This is a genomic window from Camelimonas lactis (assembly GCF_004342915.1).
In the GTDB taxonomy this organism is placed as follows: domain Bacteria; phylum Pseudomonadota; class Alphaproteobacteria; order Rhizobiales; family Beijerinckiaceae; genus Camelimonas; species Camelimonas lactis.
In genome coordinates, this window is sequence record NZ_SLWL01000001.1 from 322,218 (window position 1) to 346,646 (window position 24,429).

General features: G+C 67.5%; 19 protein-coding genes. 8 read left to right on the top strand and 11 right to left on the bottom strand.

Features of this window, described 5'->3' with window-relative positions:
• The first annotated feature begins 227 nt into the window (after nt 1-227).
• The gene (locus EV666_RS01430; RefSeq protein ID WP_132001900.1) at nt 228-548 is read left to right on the top strand and encodes a hypothetical protein; all 321 of its coding nucleotides are present in this window, start codon (nt 228-230) and stop codon (nt 546-548) included.
• A gap of 282 nt (nt 549-830) precedes the next feature.
• Here the strand turns inward: EV666_RS01430 and cydX are convergent, their stop codons facing one another.
• The 6 genes from cydX to EV666_RS01460 form a co-directional block, all read right to left on the bottom strand.
• On the bottom strand, nt 831-971 hold the full coding sequence (cydX, locus tag EV666_RS01435; RefSeq protein WP_132001903.1) for a cytochrome bd-I oxidase subunit CydX: 141 nt from the start codon (nt 969-971) through the stop codon (nt 831-833).
• 18 nt (nt 972-989) lie between these two features.
• Entirely contained in the window at nt 990-2,144 is a 1,155-nt protein-coding gene (cydB, locus tag EV666_RS01440) for a cytochrome d ubiquinol oxidase subunit II (RefSeq protein WP_132001906.1), read from the bottom strand.
• 3 nt (nt 2,145-2,147) lie between these two features.
• On the bottom strand, nt 2,148-3,725 hold the full coding sequence (locus tag EV666_RS01445) for a cytochrome ubiquinol oxidase subunit I (RefSeq protein WP_132002750.1): 1,578 nt from the start codon (nt 3,723-3,725) through the stop codon (nt 2,148-2,150).
• 343 nt (nt 3,726-4,068) lie between these two features.
• Nucleotides 4,069-5,823, bottom strand: a complete 1,755-nt coding sequence (locus tag EV666_RS01450; RefSeq protein WP_132001909.1) for an ATP-binding cassette domain-containing protein — start codon at nt 5,821-5,823, stop codon at nt 4,069-4,071.
• Entirely contained in the window at nt 5,820-7,820 is a 2,001-nt protein-coding gene (gene cydD / locus EV666_RS01455; RefSeq protein ID WP_245514138.1) for a thiol reductant ABC exporter subunit CydD, read from the bottom strand. The genes EV666_RS01450 and cydD overlap by 4 nt, the downstream gene beginning before the upstream one ends.
• Before the next feature lie 4 nt (nt 7,821-7,824).
• A complete protein-coding gene (locus EV666_RS01460; RefSeq protein WP_132002756.1) occupies nt 7,825-8,397 on the bottom strand; it encodes a GbsR/MarR family transcriptional regulator in 573 nt (190 codons plus the stop codon).
• 334 nt (nt 8,398-8,731) lie between these two features.
• Between EV666_RS01460 and pgm the strand changes: the two genes are divergently transcribed.
• Nucleotides 8,732-10,393, top strand: coding sequence for a phosphoglucomutase (alpha-D-glucose-1,6-bisphosphate-dependent) (gene pgm / locus EV666_RS01465; RefSeq protein ID WP_132001912.1), 1,662 nt, complete (start codon nt 8,732-8,734; stop codon nt 10,391-10,393).
• A 173-nt stretch (nt 10,394-10,566) separates the two neighbouring features.
• Here the strand turns inward: pgm and EV666_RS01470 are convergent, their stop codons facing one another.
• Nucleotides 10,567-11,727: an MFS transporter gene (locus tag EV666_RS01470; protein ID WP_132001915.1), complete on the bottom strand. Its 1,161-nt coding sequence runs from the start codon at nt 11,725-11,727 to the stop codon at nt 10,567-10,569.
• Between the two features lie 650 nt (nt 11,728-12,377).
• Nucleotides 12,378-13,856 carry a cyclopropane fatty acid synthase gene (locus EV666_RS01475; protein WP_132001918.1) on the bottom strand — a complete coding sequence of 493 codons (1,479 nt, stop codon included), beginning with the start codon at nt 13,854-13,856 and terminating at the stop codon, nt 12,378-12,380.
• A gap of 618 nt (nt 13,857-14,474) precedes the next feature.
• Here EV666_RS01475 and EV666_RS01480 point away from each other — a divergent pair.
• The 4 genes from EV666_RS01480 (at nt 14,475) to EV666_RS01495 (ending at nt 18,465) form a co-directional block, all read left to right on the top strand.
• Nucleotides 14,475-15,263: a thioesterase family protein gene (locus EV666_RS01480; RefSeq protein ID WP_132001921.1), complete on the top strand. Its 789-nt coding sequence runs from the start codon at nt 14,475-14,477 to the stop codon at nt 15,261-15,263.
• A gap of 229 nt (nt 15,264-15,492) precedes the next feature.
• Nucleotides 15,493-17,049, top strand: a complete 1,557-nt coding sequence (gene pabB, locus EV666_RS01485; RefSeq protein WP_132001924.1) for an aminodeoxychorismate synthase component I — start codon at nt 15,493-15,495, stop codon at nt 17,047-17,049.
• A complete protein-coding gene (locus EV666_RS01490; protein WP_132001927.1) occupies nt 17,040-17,663 on the top strand; it encodes an anthranilate synthase component II in 624 nt (207 codons plus the stop codon). The genes pabB and EV666_RS01490 overlap by 10 nt, the downstream gene beginning before the upstream one ends.
• Nucleotides 17,635-18,465: an aminotransferase class IV gene (locus EV666_RS01495; RefSeq protein WP_165909863.1), complete on the top strand. Its 831-nt coding sequence runs from the start codon at nt 17,635-17,637 to the stop codon at nt 18,463-18,465. Before EV666_RS01490 ends, EV666_RS01495 begins: the two co-directional genes overlap by 29 nt.
• Before the next feature lie 146 nt (nt 18,466-18,611).
• Here EV666_RS01495 and EV666_RS01500 read toward each other — a convergent pair whose 3' ends face one another.
• Nucleotides 18,612-19,571 (bottom strand): carbon-nitrogen hydrolase family protein, encoded by a 960-nt coding sequence (locus EV666_RS01500; RefSeq protein WP_132001933.1) that lies wholly within the window; start codon nt 19,569-19,571, stop codon nt 18,612-18,614.
• 290 nt (nt 19,572-19,861) lie between these two features.
• Between EV666_RS01500 and EV666_RS01505 the strand changes: the two genes are divergently transcribed.
• Complete coding sequence (locus EV666_RS01505; protein ID WP_132001936.1) at nt 19,862-20,614, top strand: DUF6065 family protein; 753 nt, start codon at nt 19,862-19,864, stop codon at nt 20,612-20,614.
• Between the two features lie 269 nt (nt 20,615-20,883).
• Here EV666_RS01505 and EV666_RS01510 read toward each other — a convergent pair whose 3' ends face one another.
• Both EV666_RS01510 and EV666_RS01515 read right to left on the bottom strand, forming a co-directional pair.
• Nucleotides 20,884-21,891 (bottom strand): SGNH/GDSL hydrolase family protein, encoded by a 1,008-nt coding sequence (locus EV666_RS01510; RefSeq protein WP_132001939.1) that lies wholly within the window; start codon nt 21,889-21,891, stop codon nt 20,884-20,886.
• Between the two features lie 26 nt (nt 21,892-21,917).
• Nucleotides 21,918-23,099 carry an OpgC family protein gene (locus EV666_RS01515; RefSeq protein ID WP_165909864.1) on the bottom strand — a complete coding sequence of 394 codons (1,182 nt, stop codon included), beginning with the start codon at nt 23,097-23,099 and terminating at the stop codon, nt 21,918-21,920.
• 429 nt (nt 23,100-23,528) lie between these two features.
• Here EV666_RS01515 and EV666_RS01520 point away from each other — a divergent pair, with 429 nt between their 5' ends.
• Nucleotides 23,529-24,419 (top strand): DMT family transporter, encoded by an 891-nt coding sequence (locus tag EV666_RS01520; protein ID WP_132001945.1) that lies wholly within the window; start codon nt 23,529-23,531, stop codon nt 24,417-24,419.
• The last annotated feature ends 10 nt before the right edge of the window (nt 24,420-24,429 follow it).

Below are 24,429 nucleotides of genomic sequence, written 5' to 3' on the forward strand. Positions count from 1 at the left end.
TGAATCATGAAAATTGAGATTATATTTCGCCATGTTTGCGTATTTCAAAAAAATATTTACACGTTTCCATAAAAGATTTTGCTTTAACTGTTGGATCATTCCGTTAGCGGGCGTAAGCAAGGCTTGGACGTGGCTGTACTTCATATAAAGTAAAGCAAGCCTGTATTGACAAGCGCGTCGGGATATCGTTTGCGAAGGTATCGGTTATGTTTTTAACGGGGAAGCGCATGTCGTCATTTCGTTGGTCTCTCGCCGCCGCGGCCGTTGGCGTCGCCGCGATGCTCGCCGGTTGTCAGAGCGCCCAGGAATCGGCGGTGACCGCCGAGATGACCTGCCGCCAGACCGGTCTGCGTCCTGGCACGGCCACCTACGACCGCTGCGTCGCCGCCGCCTTTGACCAGAGCCGTCGCCAGTCCGACCAGGCCGCCACGGCCGTCGCCGTCGGCGCCGCCGCCGGCGTGGTGGGCGGCGCCATTCTCGGCGCCAACAGCGGTCCGCGCTACGGCTACTACGGCTACCGCCGCTGCAACGCCTGGGGCTGCTGGTAAGCGCCTCCCGCCGCCCGCCCGGGGCGGCCGGATTTGAAGGCCCCGCCCCGGATGGGAGCGGGGCTTTTTCATGTCAGGGTCTGTTCCATCGCCGCGATGACCGGCGGCGCGGCCAACCGCCGGGTTTCTGGCGGCGATAATGAAAAGGGCGGCCGGCGGGCCGCCCTTCCTGTTTGTCTGGCGCATGGCGCCAGGAACCACCAGATGCTGGAGGCGTGGGCCTGGCCCACGTGAGGCGGTGTGGCCGCGCGATTGGCGCGGCTGGTTCGTCCCGTCAGGCTGTCAGGCGGGGTCCGCGCCGGCCTGGCTGCGGGCGGCGGCCTTTTGCTTCGCCTGATCGTCCATCAGCTCGTACCACATGGCGTTCAGCACGGCGAAAGCCGCCGCGAGCGGAAGGCCAAGCATCCACGAAAAGTACCACATGCGATCGTCCTCCCTTTCTCAGTATGCGTGACTGTCGCCCGATTCGATGGCTTTGGCGTCGACCTTGCCCCACAGCACCCGGTAAACGAACGCGGTGTAGAGCAGGATGATCGGCAGGAACACCGCTGTCGCCACCAGCATGATGAACAGGGTGAGGTGGCTCGACGAGGCGTCCCACACGGTCAGCGACACGTTCGGATCGGCCGAGGACGGCAGGATGAACGGGAACATCGCGACGCCGACCGTGGCGATGACGCCGAAGATGGCGATGTTGCTGCACAACAGGGCGGAGACTTCGCCCCGGGCCCGCAAGGCGATGAAGGTCGCCAGCGCGCCGGCAACGCCGAGCACTGGCGCGATCAGCGTCCAGGGCGCCGCCTGATAGTTGGCGAACCAGGCCATCGGCGCCAGCGCCACCGTCTTGGCGTGCGGGTTGGAGGGACCGCCGCGCACGATCTCGCTGGTGATGTGATAGCCGTCGATCCCGTAATAGAGCCATACGCCGGCCAGCACGAACAGCGCGAGCGTGAGCAGCGCGGTGACCGAGCCGATGCTCCTCGCCCGATCGCTCACCGCGCCTTCGGTTTTCACCTCGAGCCAGGCCGCGCCATGGGTCAGCAGCATGCAGACCGACAGCACGCCGCAGAGCAGGGCGAAGGGATTGAGCAGGCCGAAGAAGGTTCCGTCGTAGAAGATGCGCATGGTGTCGTCGAGCCGGAAGGGCACGCCCTGCAACACATTGCCGACGGCGACGCCGAAGATCAGCGCCGGCACGAAGCCGCCGATGAACAGCGCCCAGTCCCAGCCATTGCGCCAGCGCGGGCTGTCAATCTTGGAGCGGTACTTGAAGCCCACCGGCCGCAGGATCAGCGCCATCAATATGGCGAACATCGCCAGATAGAACCCTGAGAACGACACGGCGTAGAGCTGGGGCCAGGCGGCGAAAATCGCGCCGCCGCCGAGGATCAGCCAGACCTGGTTGCCTTCCCACACGGGCCCGATGGAATTGATGGCGACGCGCCGCTCCACGTCGGTGCGCGCCACGAAAGGCAGCAGCGCGCCGATGCCAAGATCAAACCCGTCCGTCATGGCGAAGCCGATCAGCAACACGCCGAGCAGCACCCACCAGATCAGGCGCAGGTGTTCATAAGAGATCAGTTCGTGAAGGATCATGGCTTACTCCGCGGGCGCGAGGGCGGCGGGGACGAGGGCGACTTCCGGGTCATCATCCGGCTCGGGGCCCTTGCGGATGGCGCGCAGCATCAGCTTCATCTCGATGACGATGAGGACCAGATAAAGCGCCGTGAAGCCGATGATGGTCATCAGCACGGTGCGCGCGCCAAGGCTCGACACCCCGAGCGCCGTCGGCAGCACGCCTTCGATGACCCACGGCTGGCGCCCCAGCTCCGCGACCATCCAGCCCGCTTCAATCGCGATCCAGGGCAACGGAATGGCCAGCACCGCCAGCCACAGCAGCCAGCGCGGGCCTTCCAGACGCCGCCGGGCCGACTGCACGAAGAACACGGCGGTGAGCGGGATGAAGACCAGGCCGCAGGCGACCATGATGCGGAACAGCCAGAAGACCGGCGCCACCATGGGCACCGTGTCATTGGCGGCCTTGAGGATCTGCTCCGGCGTCGCCTGGCGCGGGTCGTCCACGTAGCGCTTCAGCAGCAGGGCGTAGCCAAGATCCTTGCCGTTGTCCTCGAAGGTCTTGCGCAGATCGGCGGGGATGGCGGAGCCACGCGGCAGGGCGCGGATCTTCTGCAGGGCGTCATAGGCGACGACGCCATTCCTGATGAAGCCTTCGGCGCGTTGCGTCAGTTCGTTGATGCCCATGATCGGGGTATCGAGCGAACGGGTGCCGATCAGGCCCATCACCCACGGGATGTGGACGGCGTAGTGAGTTTCGCGCGCCGCCTGGTCGGGGAAGCCGATGATGGTGAATGAGGCTGGCGGCGGCTCGGTCTCCCACATGGCCTCAATCGCGGCCATCTTCATCTTCTGGTGCTCGCTGGTGAGGTAGCCGCTTTCGTCGCCAAGCACCACGACCGAGAGCGAGGCGGCAAGGCCAAAGGAGGCCGCCACGGTCATCGAGCGCTTCGCCAGCTCCAGATGACGGCCCTTGAGCACGTACCAGGCTGAAACGCCGAGCACGAAAATGGCGCCGCACACGTAGCCGGCCGAGACCGTGTGGACGAACTTGGCCTGGGCCACCGGGTTCATCAGCACGTCGTAGAAGCTGGCGACTTCCATGCGCATGGTTTCGGGATTGAACACCGAGCCGACCGGGTTTTGCATCCAGCCATTGGCGATGAGAATCCACAGGGCCGAGAAATTGGTGCCAAGGGCCATCAGCCAGGTGACCATCAGGTGGCCAACGCGGGACATGCGGTCCCAGCCGAAGAAAAACAGGCCGACGAACGTCGCTTCCAGAAAGAAGGCCATCAGGCCCTCAATGGCCAGCGGCGCGCCAAAGATGTCGCCGACATAGTGGCTGTAGTAGCTCCAGTTCATGCCGAACTGGAACTCCATGACGATGCCGGTCGATACGCCGATGGCGAAGTTGATGCCGAACAGCACGCCCCAGAATTTGGTCATCTGCCGCCAGATCGGGCGGCCAGTCATCACATAGACCGTCTCCATGATGGCGACGAGGATGGAGAGTCCGAGCGTCAGCGGCACGAACAGAAAATGATACAGCGCCGTTAACGCGAACTGCAGTCGCGACAGGGCGACAATGTCCAGTTCCATCTGTTTCGCCAGGACATCCGTCCCGGCCCCCTGGTTGGTCCGCCCCATGGCGGGGGCGGACGTCAGCGCCTGACCGGGCGAACCCGGCTTGCGAGCAATGCGCTCCATGTCCCGCTGGAGCCCTGCACCGGCGTTGTCGCCAGCGCCGGCAAGGCTCCAGCCGGAGCATCGCTCCATGGTTCCCCAAGCTGTCGCCAGAACGCGGTCACGTTCGCGGCGTTCGCCCCCGCCGGGTTCAAGGCCCGGCGTTATCCGCGCCGGCGCGGCGACGGTCGCCCGTCGCCTCCGGCAATCCAGTCACGGCCAGCGTCTGCTGGCGCTCCGGGCATGGGCCCGGTCAAACTCAGTCCGGCCGCAAGCCGGCCAGCAAAACGTCGAACGCGGGCTCGCCGCGTCGGGCTTCCGCCGTCAGGCGGCCGTGGTCCATCACCAGCAGCCGGTCCGCCAGCCCGGCCTCACGGCGCAGATGGGTGGCGATGATCAGGGCGCGCCCTTCGGCCAGGCGCGCCGCGCACCCCAGCACCTCGCGGGCGGTGGCGGCGTCCAGCGCCTCGGTTGGTTCGTCAAGCAGCCAGAGCGGCGCGTCGCGGAGCAGCAGGCGGGCGAGGGCCAGCCGCCGGCCCTGACCGCCCGAAAGGCCGGCCCCGCCCTCGCCCAGCGGGGCGTCGAGCGGCGATTTCAACGCCCCGGCCGCCCGGTCCCGGACGACGTCATCCAGGCTCACCGCGGCCAGCGCCGCCATCAGCGCGGCGTCGTCGGCCCCGGGCGCCGCCAGTTGCAGGTTGCCGCGCCAGGTGTCCTGGAACAGTTCGGTGCGCTGGGTCAGCAGGCTGGCGGGGCAGTTGCGGACCTCCCCGGAGGTTGCCTCCAGTTCGCCCGCCAGCAACGCCAGCAGGGTGGACTTTCCGGCGCCGCTGGCGCCGATGACGGCGACGCGCTCGCCGGCCCCAACGTTCAGGTCGATGTCGACCAGCACGTGGCGGGCGGCGCCTGGGTGGCGCACGCAGACCCCGCGCAAGGTCGCGGCGGTTTTCCCGTCCCCGGGCCGCAGTCGCGCCGGCGCCGCGGGCTGGTCGGCGAGGCGCGGCGCCAGACGGCCCACCGCCAGCAGGGCGCGGCCCAGTTCCATGGCGCCGCGCCGCAAGGCGGCGAAGGGTTCGAGCGCCGCCAGCGCCACCAGCACCGCCATGGCGGCGACAGGCGCGCCGACGCCGCCGCTTTCGGCAAGGACCGCGACGGTCAAAAGCGCGGCCGCGAGCAGCGCCGCGGTCGCCACGCCGAACGCCGCCGTAACCCCGGCCTCGATGCGGTTCAGCGCATCGTCCGCGCGGGCGAGCCGCGCGTCGGCGTCGGCGATGCGCGCCTGCGCGGCGGCCATGCGCCCGGCCATGACCAGCTCCGTCTGGCCAGCCGAGAGCTCAATGATGCGTTGCCGCAAGGTTTCAAGGCCGCTGCTGCGCCGGCGTGACGGCGCCAGCGCCCGCCGGGCCGCCAGCGCCGGCGCGCCAAGGCCGGCGAGCAGCAACCAGAAGGCGGCGAGCAGGCCAAACCAGCCATTGATCAGCCCCAGGGCCACGCCAGCGGCCAGCGCCGCGCCCAGGGCGGCGGCGGCGGGAACCAGAATGCGCAAATAGAGCGAGTCCAGCGCGTCGATGTCGCTGGTCAGGCGGAACAGCAGGCGGGCCGGGCGGAGCAGCAACCGCCGGGCGGCCCCGGGCTGGGCCCAGCCGCGAAACGCCCGCTCGCGCAGCGCCGCCAGCACGGCGAAGGTGGCGTCATGGGTGACGAGGCGTTCACCATAACGGGAGGCGGTGCGGGTCAGGGCGAGCAGACGGATGCCGGCCGACGGCGCGAACACGTCGAAGGCAAGGGCCGTCGCCGCTGATGCGCCGGCGATGGCGGTGGCGGTGATGAACCAGCCGGAAAGTCCGAGCAGGGCGATGCCCGCCAGCACAGTGAAGGCGGCCAGCGCCGCGCCGAGCAGCAGGCGGTTGCGCTGGCCGGTCCAGAACAGTTTCAGCACCGCCGCAAGGGCGCGCCACAGGGCAGGATCGCGCGGCGGGGCGCGGTGCGGCGTGGCCGGCGCGGGCGCGGTCATGACCGTTCCTCCAGCGCGGTGGGTGACGGCAGATGAATGGTCCTGTCCATGCGGCGGGCCAGCTCCGGATCATGGGTGGCGACGATCAGCGTGCGTCCCTTCGCAAGCTCCAGCAGGCTTTCGGTGACAGCCCCGGCGGTGGCGCGATCGAGATGCGCCGTCGGCTCGTCGGCCAGCACCAGGCCGGCTTCCTGGTTGAAAGCGGCGCGGGCGAGGGCGAGGCGCAGCGCCTCACCGCCGGAAAGGCCAACGCCGCCCTCGCCGATAATGGCGCCGCCACGGCTGGCGGCCACGTCGGCGAGATTGGCCCAGCGCAGGGCCCGCCCGGCGCTGGCCCTGACGTTTGGCGCGGCGCGGCCAAGGCTGACATTGGCTTCCAGCCCGCCGGTGAAAACATGGGGCTGCTGGCCGATCCAGGCCATGCGCTGGCGAAGCCGGGCGGCAGACGCATCATCGAGCCGCTGCCCGCCAATGGTGATGACGCCGTGCTGTGGCGCGGCGAGGCCCGCCAGCAGCGCCAGCAGGGTGGATTTCCCGCCGCCGCTTGGGCCAAGCAGCGCCACGCGTTCGCCGGCGGCGATATTGACGCTGAAGCCATCCGGCAGGGCCGGGGTCGCTGCGCCAGGGTAGCGGAAACGCAGCCCATGCGCTGTCACCATCAGGGGACCTGTTGGCGGGGGGGCGACGGACAGGGATGAGGCTGGCGGCGTCGACCCGGACCGGGCGGGATCCGTCGCGGCCTCTCCCTGGCGTTCCGGCGCCTGAGCGCCGGGCAGGGGGATTGCCGCGGGCCCCTCGCCAGGCGCCGACAACCTGTCCAGCGCCGTCATGGCCGCCTCGCCGGCGGCCTTGTCATGCCAGACGGCGGAAAGCTCGCGCAGCGGCTCGAAGAACGCCGGCGCCAGCAGCAGGATGAACAGGCCCTGGGCGAGGGTCAGCTTGCCGCCCCAGGCGCCGAAGGGCAGATCGCCGAGCAGGTGAAAGCCGATGTACACGGCGACCAGCGCCACGCCGAGCGCGGAGAACAGCTCCAGCACCGCCGAGGACAGGAAGGCGATGCGCAGCACCGCCATGGTTTTGCGACGCACGGTTTCAGCGTTGGCGCGCAGGCGCGTGGCGGTGGTTTCCACCGCTCCAAGGGTGCGGATGGTGGCGAGGCCGCGCAGGCGGTCGAGCAAAAAGGCGTTCATGGCGCCCATTTCCACCAGTTGCGCCTCACTCGCCGCCTTCGCCCGCCAGCCGATCAGCGCCATGAACAGCGGAATGAGCGGCGCGGCGATGAGCAGGATCAGGCCCGCGACCCAGGACAGGGGCGCAACACAGGCGAGGATGACCAGCGGAACAATGCTGGCCTTCATGCGCGCCGGCTGGAAACGGGCGAGCCATGCCTGCACCGCCTCGGCCTGCTCTCCGATAATGGCGGCGGCTTCGCCGGAGGCGGCCCGGTTCATGTCGAGCGGCGAACGCGCCGCCATCGCCGCGCAGGCGTCGCGCCGGCGCGCGGTGAGGATTGGGCGGGCCCCCTGGAAAGCGCGGCGCACGCCCAACGCGTCGAGCGCGGCGCGCAACAGGCCGAGCGCCAGCACGCCCGCCGCCGGCGCGAGCATGGCGCTGGCCGGCGCGCCATGGGCGAGGCCGCCGATCGCCATGGCGATCAGCGCCGCCTGCGGCGCCCAGATCAGCGCCGCCGCCGCCTGGATGAGGGCGGCGTTGCGCGCGGCGACCTTGCCCTGGCCGGCGGGCGGGGGCTTGTGTGTGGTCTTGCGGGTGGGCGAGGTTGCGGGGATGAGCGGTTTCCTGGCGGCGGGCGCCGCGGGCGCTGCGTCACCCGCCGGCACGGCGGCCCGAACCGCCGCCGCGGCAGGCGAGGCGCCGCCGGATGCGGGCGGCCTGGCGCAGCTTCCGGCGACGGCGCGCGGGAGCATCGGCGCCTGTTCGCCGGTTTCCGGGAGAGGGGCGCCGCCACCTGCTTCCGCTGGCCAGGGATTGCCTCGCATGGTCTCAATCCCTTGTGGCTGGACGCCGTTTCCGGCCGAGGGACACGATCCGGTCTGTCGTTTCAAGCAGTTTGGTGACCCGCGAACCCAGGGTCAACAAGGATGCAAGCCTTTCCTGGTCAAGCTGCTTCACATCATCGTACCAGTTGGTTAGCCGCTCAATCATGCTGTGCATCTCGGCCATGCGTTGCTGGGCGTGCCGTTCGATGTCGCTGGCCGGTTGCTCGATGAGAATTTCACGCAAAACCGACAGGGTGGGATCGACTTCCCGTTTCTTGCGCTCTTCTGCGAGCGTGCGGAGAATGACCCAGATATCATCCGGCGTGGTGAAGAAATCGCGCCGGTCGCCGGGCAGGTGCTTCAGCAGCACCAGGCTCCATGCCTGCAATTCGCGCAGCCCCATGGAGACGTTGGAGCGGGAAATGCCGAGCGCGGCGACGATCTCGTCCGCGCACAGCGGCTCGGGCGAGACGTAGAGCAGGGCGTAGATCTGGCCGACCGTGCGATTGATGCCCCAGCGGCTGCCCATTTCACCGAAATGAAGCACGAAGGATTGTACGAGCGGCGGCAGATTCATGGACATGACGGTTCAGACGGTGATTTCAGAAATTTCTGAAATTACCATACATCCTGACGCCCGTTATTCAACAGCCCGCAGGCGTATAAAACGGCGCATGGCTGTGGCGGGTGGTCGCGCGAGCTGTTGACGGGCGCCGCAGCGGCGCGCGGCCGCCACGGCCTCGCCGTGTTTGGACGATTGCAATGAATGGCGGCCTGTGTATCCGCTTGCGCCGCATGTTCTGAAAAGGCGGCGAACGCGGCTTCCAGGCCCCGCGAGCCGGATCATATGATGGGGCTGCGTCTGTCCAGGTTCCGGGCGGACGTCCAGGTCTCAGGCAAGGGGAGCTTATATGTCGAGCGCCATCAGCCCGCGGGCGGGCAAACAGGTCGAGCCGTCGCAGCTGATCAATACGCCGCGGCTGGTCACCGACTATTTCGTCCTGAAGCCGGACGTGGACAATCCCGCCCAGCGCGTCGCTTTCGGCACCTCCGGCCATCGCGGCTCGGCGTTCGACGCCGCCTTCAACGAGGCGCACATTCTCGCCATTTCCCAGGCCATCTGCGAGCACCGCAAGGCGGCGGGCGTCGATGGGCCGCTGTTCATCGGCAAGGACACCCACGCCCTGTCGGAGCCAGCCTTCGCCAGCGCCATCGAGGTGTTCGCGGCCAATGGCGTGGACGTGCGCGTCGACGCCGATCTGGCCTGGACGCCGACGCCGGTCATCTCCCACGCCATCCTGTGCTGGAACCGGGGGCGCGACAGGGGCCTCGCCGATGGCGTGGTCATTACCCCCTCGCACAACCCGCCGGAGGATGGCGGCTTCAAATACAATCCGCCGCACGGCGGCCCGGCGGGCGCCGACATCACCGACCTGATCCAGAACCGCGCCAACGACATCATTCGCGGCGGCCTCGCCGATGTGCGGCGCATGCCGTTCGCCCGCGCCATGGCCAGCGGCTGCGTGCGGCGCCATGACTACATCACGCCCTATGTGGCCGACCTTGGCGCCATCATTGACCTGGAAGCGGTGCGTAATGCGGGCGTGCGCATTGGCGTTGATCCGCTGGGCGGGGCCGCCGTGCGTTATTGGGAGCCGATTTTCGAGCGCTATGGCCTCAACGGAACCGTGACCAACGACGCGGTCGACCCGACCTTCCGCTTCATGACCGTCGATCATGACGGCAAGGTGCGGATGGATTGCTCATCCCCCTGGGCCATGGCCCGGCTGATCGACCTGCGCGACCGCTTCGACGTCGCCTTCGCCAATGACACGGACGCGGATCGTCACGGCATTGTCGCGCCGTCGGCTGGCCTGCTCAATCCCAATCATTATCTTACCGTCGCCATCGCTTACCTGTTCGCCAACCGGCCGCAATGGGGCGCGCATGTGGGCGTTGGCAAGACGGTGGTGTCGAGCAGCGCCATCGACCGCGCCGTGGCGCGCCTCGGCCGCCGGCTCGTGGAGACGCCGGTGGGCTTCAAATGGTTCGTCGATGGGTTGATCGACGGCTCGCTCGGCTTCGTCGGTGAGGAGAGCGCCGGCGCCTCATTCCTGCGCCGCGACGGCGGCGTCTGGGCCACCGACAAGGACGGGCTGATCGCCGGCCTGCTGGCGGCGGAAATGACGGCGCGCTCCGGCAAGGACCCGGGCGAGCTGTATCGTGACCTGACCCGCGAGATCGGCGAGCCGGTGTACGCCCGTATCGACGCCCCCGCCAACGCCGCCCAGAAGGCGGTGCTGAAGGCGATCACTCCGGAGCAGATCACCCGCGATACGTTGGGCGGCGAGCCGATCACCGCCCGCCTGTCACGCGCGCCCGGCAACAATGAAGCGATCGGCGGCGTCAAGGTGACGACGGAAAACGGCTGGTTCGCCGCGCGCCCCTCCGGCACGGAGGACGTCTACAAGATCTACGCCGAGAGCTTCCTGGGCGAAGACCACCTGAAGCTGATCCAGGCCGAAGCCCAGGAGATCGTCTCCGCCTGCTTCAGGGCCGGCGGCGCGGCCTGAGGCGTAAGGCGCGCGCCAGGAAGGGGGCGGGGATCCTGACGCGCCCGGCGCCCGACATGGCGCGGGTTTGCGGGCGTCGCTTCTGCCGGAAACTCCCGCCAGAAATTCCAGTCAGGCCGAAACGGGAATGTCGTTCCGGCGCCGTGTGAACAGGCGGACGCCGCCTGTGCGCATCAGTCCCGGATAACAGCCATGATAGCCACGATCGTTGCGACAGCCATGGCGGGCAGGATTGTGATGGCGCTGGTCTTCGCCAGTCCGGACGCCCCGACGATGGCTATGGAAAGCCCCGCGACAATCGCCTGAACGAAGCCGAATATGGCTGACGCGGTTATCCTGTGCTGTTCCGATGCGCTTAACGCATCGCCGGAACAGGGCGGAATGATAAAGCCAAAGGCAGCCTGCACGACGATGGTGGCGGCAATCGCGCAACAGACCCCCAGCATACGACCGAAGAGCATCGTGACAGCGCCAGCCATCATGATCATCGCGCCGGTTTGCATCAGGGCTTTTCCTGGCCATCGCGGCGCCAGATAGCCGCTGACAAACAGGCCGCCAGCGACGGCGCTGGTCGATGCTGACAATACAAGGCCGACCATTGTCGGCGTCAGGCGCGCCTCATTGGCCAGAAGAAACGGCAGGCGGGCGCTGAGGGGGGAAAACGCGATCTGGAACGCGGCGGCGATCAGCGTTGGTTTGACGAACGCCGGCATGGTGAGAAGGGTTTTCCAGCCTGAATGGTCGGGGACGCAGGTTTTGGCGCGAACGGTCTTTTCTGGCTGTCTTCTGTCGATCAGTTCAATCGAGACGCCTGCCACGACGACGGGCGTGACAAGCGCTGTCATGGCCACCCGCCAACCGAAGGCGGCGCTCAGGGCGCCTGCGATGAGCGGCATGGCGATCTGCTTGATTTCAACTGCGCCAGTGGCCCAGGCATAGATCTTTTTGTACGCTGCGTCTGACGTTGCTTGCCGCAGCGCCACGCGGGTCGCGTTTGAACCCATGCTGTTGATGGCAAACATTGAGAGAAGGACGGCCCCAAAAACATGGCTGTTTTGTATGAGGCATAGCAAAATGGCGGCCAGGCCAAGATAGAGGCAGGACAGGGACGATGTGCGGCTGGGACCAACAAGGTTGATAATAAAAACAGAGATCAGCTGTGAAAAGGCAAAAGCAACATAGCTTGCCCCCAGCATGGCCTGGAATGTTCCGTCGGAAATATTATAGCTTTTTGCAATCTGCGGGAATAACGGAGCAAGGGAATCAAAAAAGAGGGCGACCGCCATGAAGCGGGCAACGATCGCCCAAACCAGCCCTTCAGGTTTGGTATTCACCTTATCGCGCCAGATCTGTCATCCAGACAAGCTGCCGCTCAGCCTGCGGCTGCAAGCCTGGGCGGCGTCAAGGCTCCGTTATTTCGGGTTTTGCCCGTAACACGCTTAGGAGCGCGCGATACTGCGGAGATTTCTCGACCAGGTCGCTCCTGGCAGTCTCCTGTTTGACCAGATCGGAGCAACATCCGGCCGGCGCCATGCTGAATAATATGGCGTAAATCTCCGGTCATCAAGTCCATGGGTCGGAATGACGGCTGATGGCGATTGTTTTCAGGTGTTCATGGAAATTATTATGTTTTGCATCGGCCATGAAACATATTCGCATGATCCGGAGTAGTTTGACATACGTTTGGGTTCCCAGCGAGATGCGTTCCGGCGGGGCCGCATTGCTGCCCGGACAGCTTCATGCCGCATGATTATTCGCCAACATGCGTTATATGCCGATCCAGATCGTGCCTGGCCTCGCCATATGTGTTCCAGGCCGGTCGCTGCCGGCGCCGTGTTCGTGGTTGGCGGGGACAGGCCCCGCCATGCCCGTTGAGACGGTGACGGCAAGCACTGGCCAAGGGCGCAGGGCGCCCCGCCGGGGCAGCACGCGTACCCCGAAGGATGCGGCCTGACGCCTGCCCGGCGCCCATCCGGCCAGCGTCTCAGCCGCCCGCTGCGGAAATCTGCCCCGCCAGTTCCCGCGGTCGGTCCAGTGGCCGGGACGCCGTCGCCGGCCCGGCTTCTTCGCTGGCCGCCGGCGGGATTGTGGCGGGGTCGGCGTCAACTGCCACCGGATGCGTCTGGGGTATCGGCGCAGCGTCATCGTTGCTCGCCAGGCCTGCAGGCTGCGGCGCCACGGGTTCGTCGATCGCAGGCGCCGGGCGCGGCGGCAGTGGGGCTGGCTGGGGGGTGGCGATGCCCTCGGGGAACAGCGGCAGGCGCTGTTCCGCCTCGAACATGTAGTCGCGGGTCAGGGGAACCGTGTCCACTTTCTTCGCCATCTGGATCTGGAACACCATGTGGCCGCCGTAGCGGAAGGTGACTTCCGAGCCGGCCAGATAGAATTCCCACATCCGGCAGAACTTTTCATCGTACAGGGCGCGGATGGCGTCGCGGTTGGCGTTGAAGCGTTCGCGCCACGCCTTCAGCGTCTCCGCATAGTGCAGGCGCAGGATTTCGATGTCCGTGGCGATCAGGCCGGCGCGCTCCAGCGCCGGCAGCACCTCTGACAGCGCCGGTGAGTAGCCGCCCGGGAAAATGTACTTCTGGATCCAGGCGTTGGTGGCGCCCGGGCCGTCCGAGCGGCCGATGGCGTGCACCACGGCGACGCCGTCATCGGTGAGCAGGTCCCGGACCTTGCGAAAAAACGCGTCGTAGTGGTTGATGCCCACGTGCTCGAACATGCCGACCGAGATGATGCGGTCGTAGCGTCCCCGCTCGTTGCGGTAATCGCAATGCCGGAAATCGACGCGGTCAGCGAGGCCGCTCCCGGCCGCCCGCTCGCGCGCCACCAGCAACTGCTCGTCGGAAAGGGTGATGCCGCTGACCGAAACATCGGCGGCGCGGGCGAGATAGAGCCCGAGGCCGCCCCAGCCGCAGCCAATGTCCAGCACCTTCTGGCCAGGCTCCAGCATCAGCTTGGCGGCGAGGTGGCGTTTCTTCTGCGCCTGGGCCAGCTCGATGCTGTCGTCGGGTTTGGCGAAGTAGGCGCAGGAATACTGGCGGTCCGGATCAAGGAAATTGTCGAACAGGGCGGCGGAGAGGTCGTAATGGTGCGCCACCTGACGGCGCGAGGCGCCGACGGGGTTGAACTGCTGGGCGCGACGGATCAGCCGGCGCCAGGTCTGGTTGAGGAGCTCGGTTGGCGGCGTGCGGCCGCTGGCCCACAGGTTCCTGGCCGCCAGTTCGAGCAGATCGTAGACGTCGCCCTCGACGATCTCCAGATCGCCATCCATGAACGCCTCGCCGATCAGCAGATCGGCGTTCAGCAACAGGCCGGGACGCGACAGCTTCTCGCTGACGCGGATGACGACTGGCTTGCCCTGGCCATCGCCCCAGGTTGTCTGGGCGCCGTCGGGGCCAATGACTTTCAATGAGCCCGTTTTCACAAGCGATTTGAGCAGAAACGCAACATAATCCATGAGACTGCCGCTCCACCTCGTCCTGAACTGGCGCAGGAGTGAAGCCTGTCGCCACGGCGCAGCGCCTGAAGCAGGGATGGGCGAAACCAGAACCGGCGTCGCGCCAGGATCATGCTCCAGGCTGGAGTAAGGCGATTCCAGACCCATGTCGCGACGTGAGCCCCCGACATGTGACGAAACCGGCTCCGGCGCGCCCGCGTCGTGGGCGCTGCTGTGACGCAGCCTAGGACCGCCGCGTGGCGTCGGCAATCCTTGTCGCCGGCATTTTTCCATCGCCAAATTGCGGCGGCGCATGCGCCAATGCCTGCGGCGGGCTGTCGCATGGGTATTGGGCGCGGGTCGGCAGGGGCTTGCCGCCGGCGCCGGGATTCGCCGCTGCTCGGGCAGGCGACGCGGGTGTTCTGCATTCTTGACGCATCATGTATCTGCACTCTAGCTTCCGCGCCGGCCGCTCCGCTGGCTGGTTGCGCTTTCAGGAAGGGCGAGCCGCCGGAGCGATATCTGGAGCAAATCCGTTCAACGTGGACCGGAGCTTGCTCCATCAGTTTGAAGTCACATGCTTTTCCCCGCCAGATCCGGTCTTCTCCGCGGGAAAACACGCCAGGACAGGTTGTAGGGATGACGCCTTTTTCGACGTTGATGGCGGGGATGACGCCCGCCAGCGAGGGGTCCTCGGTCTTTGTGAGCGAGGACTGGCTGCAGGGGCGCACGACCTATGGCGGCATGTCGGCCGCCCTGTGCGCCCAGGCCGCGGCGTTGATGGATCCGGAGCTGCCGCCGCTGCGTTCAGCCCAGTTCAGTTTCATTGGCCCGGCCAGCGGCGCCCTGAACGTCCGGCCGGCGCTGCTGCGCCGGGGCAAATCCGCGGCCTGCGTCGGCGTCGATCTGGTCAGCGAGCAGGGCGTCGCCACCCGCGCCGTGCTGACCTATGGCGCGGCGCGCGAGTCGCGGCTGAAATACCACGGCAAGCCTTTCCCCCGCGCCGCCGCGGTGGAGGATTCGCCGGACTTCTTTGGCGGACGTCAGGGGCCGGCGTTCGCCCGGCATTTCGAATTTCGCACCGCTGGCGGCGTCATGCCCATGTCCGGCTCGGCCGAGCCGGAATATCTGATCTGGCTGCGGCATCGCGATGAGGCCGCTGGCTCCTCCGCCGCGGCCCTGCTGGCGCTGGCCGACGCGCCGCCGCCCACGGCGATGGCGCTGCTGAGGGAGTTCGGGCCGATCAGCACCATGACGTGGATGGTTGATTTTACGCCCGAGGCGCATCAGGACGTCCATGAGTGGCGGCTGCTGCGCATGTTCGCCGAGGATATCGGCGAAGGCTACTCCACCCAGGAAACCGCGATCTGGTCGCCCTCCGGCAAACTGCTGGCGATCGCCCGGCAGACCATCGCCCTGTTCGTGTAACGCGCATACCCGTGGCGCCGGCGCAGCCATTGAACGCGCCGCTCCATGCGCCGGGCTGAACCGTTCCGGCTGAAGGCGGCGGCGTGACGTGACGCGCGCCTGGCGCCCGGTGGGCCGGCCTTGACCTGCGGCGCGCCTGGCGCCGCGCACGGTGCTGCGAACTGGGCCGCGTCGCGCGGGCGGCGGGGCCAGACAGCGCGGGAGCCTCCTTCGCCATTTGATTTGGCGCATGGCATCGCGTAAAGCGGCGATTGCTTCGCGGGATAATGCTCAGGATCATGAACGCGTGTGGCGCTGCGACCTGCACCCCGACCGGTCCATCGTTCCAGATCTGATCGCGGCGGCGGGCCAGCTGGCCGCGCGCGGCGAGACGGGGCTTGTCCTGCTCGACACCGTAACGCCGGACACGTCGACGCCGGATAGTGCGGAGGCGGCATTCGCGCGGGCGCGCTGGTCGTTTCTGGCGGCGGAGCCCTTCGGGATATTCCGGGTGCGGGCGGGCCGGGCGTTCTGGAGCGGCGCGCCGCTTGCCGATACGCCAGCTGCCGATGCGCCGCTTGCGGCGCTGCGCCGGCTGCTTGACCAGCATCGCCTGCCGCCGGATCCTGCTGACCCGACCCCATTCCGGGGCGGTTGCGCCGGTTACATCGCCTATGATTTCGGCCGGGCGCTCGAACGGCTGGCCGCGCCCGCGCTCCCATCCGGCGTCGATGACATGGCGCTGGGTTTTTATGATGTGGTTGTGGCGCTGGACCACGCGACAGGTCGGGCGACGATTTATTCCTCCGGTTTGCCCGAGGATGGCCCGGCCCGCCTGAGACGGGCGCGGGAGCGCGGCGAAAACATGCGCGCCCTGCTCATGCGCGCCCTCGCGACGGGCGCGGCGTCGCCAGAATCCGCTCCTGACGCGGCGCGTGACGCCCGCCAGGGCCCGCGCCTGTCCGCGTTTCACGCCAGCCACGACCGCGACGCGTGGAGCGCGGCTGTGCGGCGCGTCCAGGCCTATATCCGCGCAGGCGACATTTTCCAGGCCAATATTGCCCGCCGATTCAGCGCCAGCCTACCGCCAGGGTTTGACGCCTTCGCCTTCTACCGCGCCCTGCGGCGCGAAAATCCGGCGCCTTTCGCGGCGTTCGTCGACTTCGGCGACCTGGCCATCGCCTCCAGCTCGCCCGAGCGGTTTCTGGCCTTGCGCGACGGCCTGGTGGAAGCCCGGCCGATCAAGGGCACCGCCCGGCGCAGCCGCGACCCGGCCGCGGACGCCGCCGCCGCCCGCGCCCTTTTGGCTTCGGAAAAGGACCGGGCCGAGAACGTGATGATCGTTGACCTGCTGCGCAACGATCTCTCGCGGGTGTGCGCGCCGCACAGCGTCCAGGTTCCGGCGCTCTGCGCCCTGGAGAGCTACGCCAATGTCCACCATCTGGTTTCGGTGGTGCGCGGACGGCTGGCCCCGGGCCACGACGCTGTTGATCTGATTGGCGCGACCTTTCCTGGCGGCTCGATCACCGGCGCCCCCAAGATACGCGCCATGGACATCATCACGCAGATCGAGGGCGCGGCGCGCGGCGTGTATTGCGGGGCCATCGGCTACATCGGCTTCGATGGCGGCATGGACCTGAACATCGCGATCCGCACCGTGGCGTTTCATGGCGGCGAGGCGGTGTTTCAGGCGGGCGGGGGCATCACCCTGCTGTCCGATCCGCAGCAGGAGTACGATGAGACGGAGGCCAAGGCGGCGCGGCTGTTCTCCGCCTTCGCCCGCGCGGGGGGCGAGCCGTGCTCCTGATCATCGACAATTATGATTCCTTCGTGTTCAACATCGCCCGCTATTGCGAGGAACTGGGCGCGTCAACGCGGATCGTGCGAAACGACGCGGTGACGACGGACGAGATCGCCGCCATGGGCGCGGCCGGGGCCATTACCGGGATCATCCTGTCGCCGGGGCCGTGCACGCCGGACGAGGCGGGCGTTTCGCTGGCGGTGGCCCGCGAACTGTCGGGGCGCGCGCCGCTTCTCGGCGTCTGCCTCGGCCACCAGTGCATCGGCGCGGCGTTTGGCGGCGTGGTCGCGGCGGCGCATGAGCCGCTGCACGGGCGGGCGACCGCCATCCGGCACGACGGCGGGGGACTTTTCGCCGGGTTGCCGGCGCCGCTGACCGTGGGGCGTTATCATTCGCTGGTGGTGGAGGCGCGCCCTGAGATGGCCGCGCACCTGCGCATTGACGCGCGCAGCCCGCAGGGGGAAATCATGGCCCTGTCGCATCTGCGACATCCAACCTTCGGCGTGCAGTTTCATCCCGAATCCGTGCTGACGGCGCATGGTCATGCGCTGCTGGCGAATTTCATCCGCATCGCCGCCGCGTGGAGGCGCCATGATCTGGCTGAACGGCGAACCCGTTGACGGAACCCGCGCCGGGTTCGACCTGACCGACCGGGGCCTGCTGCTTGGCGATGGCGTATTCGACACCGCGCTGGTGATCGCTGGCGCGCCGGTCTGGCGCGAGGAGCATTTGCGGCGCCTGTGCGCGGCCTGCGACGCCATCGGGCTGGATGTGGCGCAATGCGGGCTGGGGCAGCGCATCGATCAGGCCATGGCGTTGGCCGCCGCCGGCCTGGCGGCGGGTTCCATCCGGGTGACGGTGACGCGCGGGGCGGGGCCGCGCGGCGTCGCGCCGCCGGCTCTTGCCGCGCCGACCGTGATCGCCTCGCGGGTGACGATGGCGACGTTGCCGGCGTTCCAGCCGCTGAGCCTGTGGCTGTCGCCGGTGCGCCGCAACGAAACCTCGGTAACGTCGCGGATCAAGAGTCTGGCCTATCTGGACAATGTTCTGGAAACCGGCCGGGCGCGGGCCGCCGGCTGCGACGAGCCGCTGTTTCTCAATACCTGCGGCGACGTGGCCTGCTGCGGCGTGGGCAATATTTTCGCGCTGGACGGCAGGCGGCTGCTGACGCCGCCGGTGGAGGCCGGGGCGCTGCCCGGCCTTGCCCGCGCCGCCCTGCTGCGGCTGGCGCCGCAGGCCGGCCTCGCCGCCGCGGCGCAGGCGCTCACGCTGGAGGACCTGCGCCGCGCCGACGCGGTGTTCGTCAGCAACAGCCTGCGCCTGCTGGCGCCGGCAACGCGGATCGGCGACGGGCAATTGCGCCAGTCTCCCGAGGTTTTTGCCCGCCTCCGCGCCATGCTGGCGACGGAGGCGGGCATTTAGTCCGGAGAGGGGAGGCCCCCTACGCCCAGGGCGCGAAGACGTTGAGGCATGCGCGCCCCGCCAGCCGTAACAAAGGGGGCATTTTTCTCCTGGGACTTTGGGCAGCTGTGGCCCGCCGACCTTTCGTCGGGCGGCTAGGGGTGACCTCAGTCCTCCGCCCGCTGCGACAGGCGGCAGACGGCCTGCTTGGGCCGGTCATCGACGATCAGCTGGAAAATATCCGGCCGGGCGTAATGGCCGGTGGCGTCGAAATCATACTTGCCCCTGGCGATCATGGCCGGGTCAATATCGGCGTACAGCAGGGTCTCGCTGTCGAAAACCGGGCCGGCCAGCACCTCGCCAAGCGGATCGACGATGCAACTGCCGCCGCGCAGCAGCACGGTTTCGGGCGCGTCGCCGAGGGCGCAGGGATAATCCTCGGGCCAGGCGTCACGGCGGATGTACTGGCAGGACGAAAGGACGAAACAGCGGCCCTCACGGGCGATGTGGCGCATGGAGGGCAGCCAGGTTTCCCGGTCGTCCGCCGTCGGCGCGCAATAGATGCTGACGCCCTGGCTGTACATGTGCATGCGCAGGGCGGGCATGTAGTTTTCCCAGCAGATCACCGCGCCGACGCGGCCAATGGGCGTCTCGAACACCGGCATGGTCGAGCCGTCGCCAAAACCCCAGATCAATCGTTCGGCGGCGGTGGGCATCAGCTTGCGATGCTTGCCAATAAGACCGCGCGCGCCGTCGAAAAACAGCGCCGTGCAATACAGGGTGCCCAGATCGCGCTCGATGCAGCCGATGACCACGAACATGCCGGTCGCCGCCGTCGCCTCGGCGATGATCGCCACTTCGTCGCCGTCCAGATCAATCGCCGCCTCATAGTATTTGCGGTAAGATTCGCGCCCCTCCGGCGTGCGCATGCCAACCGGCGCCCCGAAGGTGTTGCCCTTGGGGTAGCCGCCGAGAAACGCTTCAGGGAAAACCACGAGCCGCACCTCCTTGCCGGCGGCCTCGCGAATCAATGTGGCGGCCTTGCGGGCGGCGCCGACAGTGTCGTTGGGCAGGGACGCCGCCTGGGCGACCGCAACGCGAACCGGACCTGCTGAATTCCCTGACATGACGCTCCTCGCCTGATGCGTTTGCGTTGGTGATTTGTTTTCCCGTGCGCCAGCCGGCGTCGGCGTGGCCGACCGTTCGGCAAGGCGCAGCCGCCGCCCGCAGTCGCGCCATGGCGCGCCGGAGCAGAAGCGCTGGAAGAGTGGCCCGGCGGGCGATGACGATCAAGGCGGGCGCATAGCGTGAAGCGCCGGATGGGGTCGGCCGTATATTTATGTATTAAATATGGAAATTCATGTATATTTAAGTAATGATAATCTGAATCGCGATTGAATATTGCGTGGGGGATGGGATGAAGTTGACCGGTTATGTTCTGGAGGGGCAAACAGTCAGCATCCGGCCGGCGCCGCTGGAGCGGGCGTGGATGGACGCCACGCCACAGCGCTTTGCCTATCGCTGCCTGCCGCTCAACATCGCCAACTGCCATGGCTGGGAAGTGCTGTGCCGGCGCCGGTTCGTCGCCGTGTGGAATGGCGGCGCCGGAACGGACGCCATCCAGGTGCATGGCGATGGCGAGCGCATGGCGATCAGTCATTTCGGCAGCGGCGTGCTGACGTTTCACATCCCGGTGCTGTTCCGCACCGAGCCGGGGTACGACATCTTCGTCACCGGGCCGCTGAACCGGCCGAAGGACGGCATCGCGGCGCTGACCGGGGTGATCGAGGCCGACTGGGCGCCCTATACCTTCACCATGAACTGGCTGTTCACCCGGCCTGGCCATCCGGTGGTTTTCGAGGCGGGCGAGCCGGTGTGCCATTTCTTTCCCGTGGCGCGGGGCGCCCTGGAGGCGGTGCGTCCGTCGTTCGAGGCGATCCAGGATGATGGCGATCTCAACAGCGCCTACCGGCGCTGGTCGACCGAACGGGACGCTTTCAACAATGGGCTGAAGCAGCGGGACCCGGATGCGGTCCGGGTCGGCTGGCAGAAAACCTATTTCCGTGGCCACATGCCGGATGGCCGGAGCGGCGCCGGCGACCATCGCAGCAAATTGCGCCTGCGGGCCTTCACCGTCGGGCAGGGAGAACTGGTGCGCGAGCCTGAATGAGGTCGCATGGCCTGCGGATCGACGCCCACTGCGGCGGCCATGGCGCGCCATCATGAGCCGTGATGATCCGCAGGCTTCGCGCCGGCGTCGCGCCCGTCAGAAGCGACAACGGGCATATGGGTTGCCTGGACTGGCTCAGGAAGGGGCGCGCGAGCACCGCCATGGGGCTGAGGCCGTTTGGCGCGAAGGTGAAGGCAAAGCGCCGGGCGCGCCATGGCTGACAGGGCCTGACTGATCGCCCCGACCGCCGGGAGCCTGCGACGGGCCCGTTACATGGCGCTGGTGTCGACGTGGTCCTGCCAGGCGGCGCGGACGATTTCGTCGGCCAGCACCCTGGCCATGCAGGCGTAGCCGCGGTCGCTCATGTGGAACTCGTCCGACGCCAGCATGGCGCGCAGGGTGTCGGCGGAATCCTCGCCCCATTGCTGCATCAGGGCATAGCGGTTGAAGACGCAGGCGCGCTTTTTCAGGCCTGCGTCCTGGACCATGCGGACAAAGCGCTCGTAACGGGCCTTGTGGCGGATGGACGGGAAGAACTGCTGGTTCATCAAAATCAGGTCGGCCTGGGTGGCGTCTACCGAGGCGATGCCCTTCTCCAGCAGGGTTTTGAACGTCTCTTCGCCCACGTCCGAGAGGGCGTCGTTGGTGCCCACCTGCCAGATCACCAGGTCCGGATTGTGCGCCGCCAGCTCCCGCTCCAGCCGCGCCAGGGTCTGCACGGCGGTTTCACCGCCGACGCCAGAGACACGCAGGTCCACCCTGGCGTGCGGCAGCAGCCGCTCGATCTCTTTTTCAAGCTGGACCGGATAGGTCCGGTCCGGCGCCGTGGCGCCGACGCCTTCCGTCGTGGAGGAGCCTATGGCGAGAATGCGCAGCGGCTTGCCCTCGGCCAGCCGCTGGCCGGTGTGGCGCAACGCGCCGGAAGTGGCGAGCAGCGGGCGGGCCGAGACGCAGTCCGGCGCGCTCAGACGGGGGCGGATCATGGGGCGCGAAGGGGCGTCGCCGTGGGACATCTCCGGGATCTTTCGCTCAATGACGCGCCGCTTCCCCGGCTCGCCCGGGGCGAGGGCGTCGCCGCCAGGCGCGGACGGGGCAAGGGCCGCCGGCTTCGGGGGCGCCATCAGGGCGTCGCCCGCCGCAGCCATCATCACAGGGGGCGTCATGGCGGGCGTCACGGAGGCGATGGCGCTCACCACGGAGCCCCGCGCTTCGGGAGCGCGCGCCTCCTGGCCCGGCAGATCCCGGGCGCGCGCATGGGGCGGGCCGCCGGGAACCATCAGGCAACCGATGAAGAGGACATGAATCAGACCCCGGCGCCGTTGCGCTGGCTGGCCCGGCCGGGAACATGGGACTGACGGGCGCTGGCCCGTTGTGAGCGTGCGGTGGAGAACCATTCGAGACAACTTGCAAAGGCCACGAGCCCGACAATGCCCGCAACGACATAGACAACGCCCACAATGGGCGAACCATGGCTGACTGCAAGCAGAATCTGTCCAAGCGCGCTGGCCAGGGAGCCGGCGGCAAACACCGCAAGGCCATGACGCCCCATCAGGGTGAGCTTGTCGGCGCCAGGCAGGCGCAGGATGGCTTCGCCCACGCGCATCTGGGACAGCACATAGGCCAGCGCCAGGAAGTGGAACATGCGGCCGAGGCCGAGATCGGTCTTGCTGAGGTCGACAAAGGCGCGGGCCCCGTCATACAGGCCAGGGAACTGGCCGAAGCCATTGGTGACGATGACCAGGCTGGCCAGCAGCCACGCGACCGAGAGGCCAAACAGGGTGGGCGAGAACGGCAGCTTGCGGCCGCGCCAGACCACGCCGCAAACAATGCCAATGGTGAACAGCAACTGCCAGCCCAGCGGATCGAAAAACCAGCGCCCCTCGACCGGCCAGGTCGGCAGGCCAAAATCGGTCAGGCGCGACCAGGCGTAAATCGCGATCGAAATCGCCAGCGCCAGCGCCGGGCGCACCCACGCCAGCATCAGCAGTGGAATCGCCACCAGCATCAGCAGGATGTACAGCGGCAGGATGTTGAAATAGCCGATCTGATGGCTGAGCAGCACCAGCCCGGCCAGCGCCCGCGCCGGCTCCATGAAGCTGATGTCGCGGCCGTGGTTGGTGGCCAGTTCGGTGATGCCGGTGGCGAGGAACGCCTGGCCGAACATCACCAGCGCCGCCAGCGTGAGCAGCAGGTGCACGCCATACAGCTTGACGGCGCGCTTGACGCAGCGCCGCGCCGTGCCAAACCAGTCGCCGGCGTTGAGCTTGGGGAAGTAGGCGAGGGCGACTGCAAGCCCCGACACGAAGACGAAGGCTTCGGCGGAATCGGAGAAGCCGAAGTTCTTCATGGTCAGGTGTTCGAGCAGATTGCCAGGCACGTGGTTGATGAAAATCACCACCAGCACGAGGCCGCGCCACATGTCGATGGTTTCAACCCGCCGGGTCGCCGGGGGCGCGTCAGCCTGCAGGCGCGCTTCACCGGGCATTTCCGCCGGTGGGACGGCAGCCGCCAGTCCTCTTGCGCCCGTGACGTCTGACGTTTCCAGATGCATTGCTGGGTCCCTGTCATTCCGGCGTTGGCGCCAGGCCAAGGGCCAGGGCGTCGACCGATCCCGAAAAAAAGCGATCCGGCCAGAAGCGGAAAGCGCATCATCGCAACCTGACCCGGATTTGGGTCGGCAATTGGGCGCCTGTCTGTACAAACTGCATGCCAAAGCGCGCCGCGATGCGCAGCGCACATATCATTGGCCCGCAGCCATGCAAAATCATGCGATATATCCATTGGCCCATTGCCGGTTTCGGGCGCTGGGGATAGAGCCTGCCTGCCGTTTTCTCTCAACAAGATGTGACGACGCCGCGCGCGCGGAAGTCCGCGGAAGTCGTTGTCATGTGGCGATCGCCGCCAGGTCCTTTCCATGAACATCCGTGATTTTGTCCTTCTCGTGCTGATCTGTCTGGCGTGGGCGTTCAGCACCGTGCTCAGCAAGGTGGTGATCTCGGAGCTGAACGCGCCGCCGCTGTTCTATGCGGCGGCGCGCTTCACGGTGGTGGCGCTGGTGTGCGCGCCATGGCTGTTTCCGGCGCCGAAGCCGCTGTGGCGGGTGATGGTGGTTGGCCTGTGCATGGGGGCGGGCAGCTTCGCGCTGGTGTTCATCGGCCTGGAGACAGCGACGCCGTCGGCCACCGCCATCGTCAGCCAGCTTGGCGTGCCGATCACCACCATCCTGTCCGTGATCGTGCTCGGCGAGGTTATCGGCTGGCGGCGCAGGCTGGGCATTTTGCTGGCGTTCACCGGCACCATGCTGGTGATGTGGGATCCGCGCGGCGTCAGCGCCTCGACAGGCCTGGCCTTCGTGGCGGCGGCGGCCGTATGCTCCTCTGTCGGCGCCATCATGATGCGGCAGATGTCGAAGGTGCGGCCGTTGCAATTCCAGGCGTGGGTGGGGCTGGTGAGCGCCGTGCCGCTGGCGCTCGGCACGCTGCTGCTGGAGGAGCAGGTGCTGCCACGGGCGATCAATGGCGGCTGGATGCTGTTCTTCGCCGTGATGTTCGCCGCCCTGGTCGTCTCGGTCTGCGCCCACACCACCTATTACGGCCTCATCAAGAAATACGAGGCCAGCCTGATCGCCCCGCTCACCCTGATGTGCCCGCTGTTCACAATCGCCCTCGGCATGGCGATGACGGGCGACCGGCTGACGGTCGGCACGGTGCTGGGCTCGTCCATCGCCCTCGGCGGCGTGCTGCTGATCGCCGTGCGGCGCAACAGCAAGCTGCCGATTTCGCGCACGGCGGCGGCGACCCGGTAGGCGCCCGGCG

Excerpts from the sequence above, each read along its gene's own strand:
- EV666_RS01495 (WP_165909863.1), top strand. The coding sequence starts at position 17,635 with ATGATCTGGCTGAACGGCGAACCCGTTGACGGAACCCGCGCCGGGTTC.
- cydB (WP_132001906.1), bottom strand. The coding sequence starts at position 2,144 with ATGATCCTTCACGAACTGATCTCTTATGAACACCTGCGCCTGATCTGG.
- EV666_RS01500 (WP_132001933.1), bottom strand. The coding sequence starts at position 19,571 with ATGTCAGGGAATTCAGCAGGTCCGGTTCGCGTTGCGGTCGCCCAGGCG.
- cydD (WP_245514138.1), bottom strand. The coding sequence starts at position 7,820 with ATGCGAGGCAATCCCTGGCCAGCGGAAGCAGGTGGCGGCGCCCCTCTC.
- EV666_RS01515 (WP_165909864.1), bottom strand. The coding sequence starts at position 23,099 with ATGCCCGGTGAAGCGCGCCTGCAGGCTGACGCGCCCCCGGCGACCCGG.
- pgm (WP_132001912.1), top strand. The coding sequence starts at position 8,732 with ATGTCGAGCGCCATCAGCCCGCGGGCGGGCAAACAGGTCGAGCCGTCG.
- cydX (WP_132001903.1), bottom strand. The coding sequence starts at position 971 with ATGTGGTACTTTTCGTGGATGCTTGGCCTTCCGCTCGCGGCGGCTTTC.
- EV666_RS01505 (WP_132001936.1), top strand. The coding sequence starts at position 19,862 with ATGAAGTTGACCGGTTATGTTCTGGAGGGGCAAACAGTCAGCATCCGG.
- EV666_RS01430 (WP_132001900.1), top strand. The coding sequence starts at position 228 with ATGTCGTCATTTCGTTGGTCTCTCGCCGCCGCGGCCGTTGGCGTCGCC.
- EV666_RS01520 (WP_132001945.1), top strand. The coding sequence starts at position 23,529 with ATGAACATCCGTGATTTTGTCCTTCTCGTGCTGATCTGTCTGGCGTGG.
- EV666_RS01445 (WP_132002750.1), bottom strand. The coding sequence starts at position 3,725 with ATGGAACTGGACATTGTCGCCCTGTCGCGACTGCAGTTCGCGTTAACG.
- EV666_RS01450 (WP_132001909.1), bottom strand. The coding sequence starts at position 5,823 with ATGACCGCGCCCGCGCCGGCCACGCCGCACCGCGCCCCGCCGCGCGAT.
- EV666_RS01510 (WP_132001939.1), bottom strand. The coding sequence starts at position 21,891 with ATGGTTCCCGGCGGCCCGCCCCATGCGCGCGCCCGGGATCTGCCGGGC.
- EV666_RS01475 (WP_132001918.1), bottom strand. The coding sequence starts at position 13,856 with ATGGATTATGTTGCGTTTCTGCTCAAATCGCTTGTGAAAACGGGCTCA.
- EV666_RS01460 (WP_132002756.1), bottom strand. The coding sequence starts at position 8,397 with ATGAATCTGCCGCCGCTCGTACAATCCTTCGTGCTTCATTTCGGTGAA.
- pabB (WP_132001924.1), top strand. The coding sequence starts at position 15,493 with ATGGCATCGCGTAAAGCGGCGATTGCTTCGCGGGATAATGCTCAGGAT.
- EV666_RS01480 (WP_132001921.1), top strand. The coding sequence starts at position 14,475 with ATGACGCCTTTTTCGACGTTGATGGCGGGGATGACGCCCGCCAGCGAG.